Annotated in this window: 5 protein-coding genes and 3 pseudogenes; 5 read left to right on the plus strand and 3 right to left on the minus strand. The window is 40.3% G+C overall.

The window, feature by feature from the left end; all coding sequences use genetic code 11:
- The 5 genes and pseudogenes from D1831_RS13655 to D1831_RS14720 all read left to right on the plus strand — a co-directional run.
- Window positions 1–126, plus strand: a pseudogene (locus tag D1831_RS13655) (IS5/IS1182 family transposase); the annotation flags it as partial.
- Window positions 127–238: 112 nt separating this feature from the next.
- Entirely contained in the window at window positions 239–463 is a 225-nt protein-coding gene (locus D1831_RS13660) for a helix-turn-helix domain-containing protein (protein WP_024855736.1), read from the plus strand.
- 467 nt (window positions 464–930) lie between these two features.
- The gene (locus tag D1831_RS14710) at window positions 931–1,284 is read left to right on the plus strand and encodes a plasmid mobilization protein (protein ID WP_048001080.1); all 354 of its coding nucleotides are present in this window, start codon (window positions 931–933) and stop codon (window positions 1,282–1,284) included.
- Window positions 1,266–1,694: pseudogene (locus tag D1831_RS14970) on the plus strand (relaxase/mobilization nuclease domain-containing protein); the annotation flags it as partial. The gene D1831_RS14710 and the pseudogene D1831_RS14970, both read left to right, overlap by 19 nt.
- Before the next feature lie 298 nt (window positions 1,695–1,992).
- Window positions 1,993–2,571: a hypothetical protein gene (locus D1831_RS14720; RefSeq protein WP_056988821.1), complete on the plus strand. Its 579-nt coding sequence runs from the start codon at window positions 1,993–1,995 to the stop codon at window positions 2,569–2,571.
- Between the two features lie 216 nt (window positions 2,572–2,787).
- Here the strand turns inward: D1831_RS14720 and D1831_RS13675 are convergent, their stop codons facing one another.
- The 3 genes and pseudogenes from D1831_RS13675 to D1831_RS13685 all read right to left on the minus strand — a co-directional run.
- On the minus strand, window positions 2,788–3,888 hold the full coding sequence (locus tag D1831_RS13675) for a replication initiator protein A (protein ID WP_125073396.1): 1,101 nt from the start codon (window positions 3,886–3,888) through the stop codon (window positions 2,788–2,790).
- A 662-nt stretch (window positions 3,889–4,550) separates the two neighbouring features.
- Complete coding sequence (locus D1831_RS13680) at window positions 4,551–4,754, minus strand: hypothetical protein (protein ID WP_015474751.1); 204 nt, start codon at window positions 4,752–4,754, stop codon at window positions 4,551–4,553.
- A gap of 50 nt (window positions 4,755–4,804) precedes the next feature.
- Window positions 4,805–5,096 (minus strand): annotated as a pseudogene (locus D1831_RS13685) (ParA family protein); the annotation flags it as partial.

A 5,096-nucleotide genomic window follows, 5' to 3' on the forward strand; every position in this document is an offset into this window, starting at 1 on the left:
GTCGAACGATCTTTTAGTTGGCTAGAGAATTGTCGGCGACTTTGGAAAAATTGTGAGCGTCAATTAACCACCAGTCTGCAAATGGTCGTTTTAGCGTTTTTAGCACTATTACTTAAGAGATTTTAGACAGCATCTAAGAAACTAGATTCAAAATTTCAATGACATTGTTTGGATGTAAACTAGTTCCTGAGACGCGGTTAGCAACTTCTTTGAACATGATTATCACGATCGTGGATTGATGAAATGGCAGGGCTGCTACTTAAAGGAAAAATCTGCCAGTGCCTTAGCGTTGTATCATACTCGTGAAGAAGCTGGCCTAACTCAGGCCGATTTAGCTGAAAGAGCAAACGTCCCTCAATCCACCATTGCTAGAATCGAACGTGGCGATAATGTAACGTTTGATAAACTAGCTGAAATTGCCCATGCTATGGGTAAAACAATTAAAATTGAATTTACTCAATAAGTTAGACCTTTAAAGGGGGATTTGGCAGCAGTTGATTAAATCAACTGCTGCTTTTTTGATCAAGCTAAATTAGCTTGCGCCGTTTGCGCAAAACTCTGCCTGAAAGGCTCCTGCTGAAGGCATGCTCATGATGCAAAATCATTCGGCCGACAGCCCCTGTCTGAAAGACTTTTTTACTCAAATTCCGATAGCAATTTTGAGTAAAAAGCGCGAAGCTTTGCCAAAAAGTGGCTAGCCAACCGGCTAACCATTTTGGCATTGCGCAGCTAACTTGGGGGTCAAGGGGGAGCGTTAGCTTTCCCCATTGCAAGCACCACAGCAGCCACAAACGTAGTCTTGTGGCTAGCATGCGGGTTGCTTGCCAAGCCTCTGTTATTCGATTATCATTAGGAGGTAGTCAGCCTGCGGCTGACCCGACTTTTGATATCTCGAATAACATTGCCCGTAGGGCAACGGAGGTGGGACTTGTGAACGAACTGCAAAATCTGGCTAGCACAAAAAAGACGACTCAGGTTCATCGTCAGGCTAGCAAACAAATTAATTTTCGGGTGAGTGAACCGGACTATTTAAAGCTGGCGCGATCGGCGCAAACTTTAAATCTGTCCGTGCCGGCTTTTGTCAAAAAGAAGGCACAGGGGGCGCGCTTAGTTACCCCTAAAATTGCCGCCCAAGATGCCCAAAACATCACTCATCAATTAGCTAAAATTGGCGGCAATCTCAATCAATTAGCCCATCATGCTAATCAAGGTGGTCAAGTCGATCCCCAAGCATTAAGAGACTTGCAAAACGAGGTGCAGCGCGTATGGCAACAACTCACATAAAACGTTCCACCAGCGCGTCCCGGTTAGTCAATTACGCTGAAAAACGGGCCGTCAAAAAAGATGGCCTCAATTTAGATATTCAGTACGCTAAAAGCGAATTTAAACAAGTACGGGCCGTCTATGGCAATTCTGGTAAAACCCAAGCGTATGCCAGCCGGATTGCCTTTAGCCCGTTGGAATTTAATCCGCAAGATCCTCATGATCAGACAACTGTTTTAGCCGTTGCCAAAGAAGTTTATGCCAAAGCCTATCCCAATCAACAGGTGGCCCTTTATGAACATGCCGATACCGATTCGTTGCATGTTCATGCCGTCATTGGTGCGATTAACCTGGAAACCGGTCAAAAAATGCACGGTAATTGGCATCAATATCGCGATCACTTAGTCCACATTACGGATCAAGTCTGCCAGGAACATGGCTTAATGGTCACGCAACCCGATCCCAACCGTCACGAGAAACGCTCGATGGCTGAAATTAAGCTCCGGGCTAAACAGCAGCCCACTTGGAAAGATCAAATCCGCCAAGCCGTCGATCACACCATGCAGAACCCCCTTATTCGCGATTTTCAGGCCTTTCAAGACGATTTGAAGCAGCAGGCAGTCAAAGTATGGGAGCGTGGGAAGAATCTCACCTATCAGCTTTTAGGCACCAATTACAAGTCTCGGGGCACTAAGCTCGGGATCGATTATGAAAAGGAGACGATTTTTAATGAGTTGGCAAGCCGACAAACCCAATCAAGAATCAACCAGCAACCCAAACGAGCCATTAACGCAACAACTGACCCAACTCAATCAGACCCTGACCGAACTCCGGAATTACCAGGGCACTCAGATTCAACTACAATCAACAGCCAAAACGTCCCTCGATCAACAGCTTCATCAGATCGAACAGACCGCCCGACAAGTCAACCAAGAGTTTCAGATGACCTTAAACAACTTAGACAGCAACAACGCCAGCTCGCAGGCCCAATTAAAACAGACCTTACAAAACGCCTACGCAGTGTTCCAAAAGCAGACCAACCTGATCAGTCAGCAAAACCTGACCGCCCTCAAACAGATTCAAACCGAGCAAGGCCAAAACAACCAGCGCCTCAGCCAACTCAGCGACCAAGTGAACCAGACCATTCAAGAGACGATGGACCAAGTCGCTGATCAAGTGGATCAGCAGTTACAAGCCACGAAAAAGCGGTTCTCGTGGTATGAAATTAAGAATTATTTGTTAGCGGTAATCCCGACTGGCATACTAACGGGCCTGGTTTTCTGGTTATTAACCAGGTATTTCAGTTAATTAACAGCAATTTTGCAGGATTTTATGATCTAAATTACTGATAATTTTATCTCATGGTTAAAACGACTTAGATCTCTATTTGCATAAAATCAGGTCTTTAGAACCAATTAACTCATTTTTTTGCTTATTATTGGCCGTATTTATAGTTTCTTAGCCATTTCAAACCAAGCTTGGTGTATTTATCTGTCAGTTAGTTAAAACGGCTGATAAACGATTTTAGAGCCAATCTGAATGAGCCTCTTGCTCTTTGAATTCTTCGGGGTGTTTGGCCGCATATTCTCTAGCTGCTTGTTTATTCCACCAAACGCCAAATAGGTTTTGCATGGTGCCGTACAAGTAGTTTTCCACGTTCTTGATGTGCTTCTCATTGCTTCTCAGGGCGTTAAAGTAGCGTCTCAAGGCTTTAGTCATCAAAGGTTTAAGTTCTTCATCGTCCAGTGGGATTAGAACCCCAATATCTTGATGATCCTTTTCAACTCGATATTTAGCATTCAGAATGATACCAATAAACCGGCGCATTTGTTGCGGGGTGCGGCACCAGAAACTAAGTAATTGTACGGCTTCGGGTTCTAAGAAAACCGGTAAGCCACTATCTTTATCAGTTAAGAAATCATTAGCATGGTTCACCAAATCCTTGTTTTGCTTTTCTAGTTCTGCTGGTGAGAATTGGGCTGTGGAAAAGTCCAACTTTTGAGTATCTATATTATATCTATTAGTATCTAAATTATTAGTATAGTCTAGATTGTGACTCTTTTTGACACTTTCGCGTGTATCAAGGGTTTGTGGTGTATCTTTAACGAACTTCCGCGAAGGTTCCGTTTTGACACTTTCGCGTGTATCAAGGGTTTTAACGAACTTCCGCGAAGGTTCCGTTTTGACACTTTCGCGTGTACCAAGGGTTCGTGGCTCTTGTTGCCGAGATTTTGTATAAATGTCTGTTGCGGTAACTTCTAAATCTGCTAAATACAATCTATTTGGTTCATTTTTACCAGTTTTGGGATTAAAGTGCATGGCTTTCTGAAATAATAATCCTTGGTTTTCAAGTTCATTTTTTACCCTAATCACTTTCTTTTTTGACCAGCCCATAAGATCTGTTAGTTCTTGATTTGTAAAAATGAAATAAACCCTGTTATCTTCATCAACCCAGTTGTTTTTCAATGAATAATCTAGTCTATCGTGTAAAATCATATATCCTAATTTTGCACTATCACTTAATGTCTTATATTGAGATCCATAAATTAAAACCTGTGGGAATTGGAAAAAACGAGTTGCATAAGCTTTTTCCGACTCAATAAAATTGAAATTAGTTTGATTCATTATAAAACTTCCCTTCTCAACTGACACACACTGTCTCGAAAGAGAGTTGCTAAAACATTAGATTTGCTTTAAAATACAAATCTGATATGCTTTAACTAAATTACAAAGCATTCATTTAGCCGTGAGGGCTTTGTAATTTACCAGCATGTGCCTATTCTTGGTTGCCCATTCGGCAACTTTTTTAATTTCTAACAACAAAAAATGGACTAAATAGCTTCGGTTAGCTACTTAGTCCATTGGCTTTGATTTGTTTTTAACTATCCTTCACTTGTCCTCTAGGACTGGTTTGCGGTATAATTAACCTACAAATTAAGAACAATGTTCAGTCGATTTTCACCGCCAAGTTAAAATCGACTGAATCTAAGTAGCTGTCTGATAGCTACTTGCTAAACCAAAAGTCCCTGATTCCCCGTGAATCAAGGACTTTTTCTGTTTAGCTTTATCTTCTATTCGGTTGTTAAATTAGTTTTAGTCTAGCATAGCGCTTATCTTCCAGCAACATTGTTTGATCTTGTATACTTTACCAGCTCTTAGTTTGGAACCAACAAGCGATTGAATATACTAGCAAATATTATTCAATCGATGTTTTAATTAAATTAACCAAAAAATGTAACATTTATTGTAGTTGCTGTTGTACTTATGAATTTTCTGGCTGATCATAATTATAGATTGAACTCTTTTTTCAATAGCTGTTCTAAATATCTGGAAGCTGTTAACTCTTTTCCTTTGGCACGTCTGGCCAATTCATTAGCAACGTTTTGTTTTAAAGTATAAGACTTTGAAACTCTAGGTGTAGGAGGTTCATTTGTTATTGGATTGCTGTTCATACTGTTTTTTAATTGGTCCATTTTATCTTCAAATGCCATGATGTTGATCCTTTCGATAGCATATCACACTATGTCATAGCATGATATGATTATTGCTTAGTAAACGTATCAAATATTTTGTCAATTTTCTCAAAAAATTCCCTTGCTTTTGGAGTTGAGCTTTTGCCTTTTTCCATGTTGATCAGCGGTTCATGATTAAGAGTTGTTTTATTGAATACTTCTCTTTCAGGAATTAAGGCAATGGTTCTGGAATCTTTTTTCATTTGTTCCACAAATTCATGTGAAGATTTAGTATTATGTTTTATTCTATTTCCAATAAATTTTAGTTCTGCTGTGATAAAGCTTTTACGACTTTCAACATTAATTACTTCTTGTTTTAAT

This window comes from Lactiplantibacillus garii (assembly GCF_003885105.1).
Lineage (GTDB): Bacteria > Bacillota > Bacilli > Lactobacillales > Lactobacillaceae > Lactiplantibacillus > Lactiplantibacillus garii.

What these genes read in the sequence shown, in the direction of transcription:
- D1831_RS13675 (WP_125073396.1), bottom strand. Translation starts at nt 3,888, where the DNA reads ATGAATCAAACTAATTTCAATTTTATTGAGTCGGAAAAAGCTTATGCA.
- D1831_RS14720 (WP_056988821.1), top strand. Translation starts at nt 1,993, where the DNA reads ATGAGTTGGCAAGCCGACAAACCCAATCAAGAATCAACCAGCAACCCA.
- D1831_RS13660 (WP_024855736.1), top strand. Translation starts at nt 239, where the DNA reads ATGAAATGGCAGGGCTGCTACTTAAAGGAAAAATCTGCCAGTGCCTTA.
- D1831_RS13680 (WP_015474751.1), bottom strand. Translation starts at nt 4,754, where the DNA reads ATGGCATTTGAAGATAAAATGGACCAATTAAAAAACAGTATGAACAGC.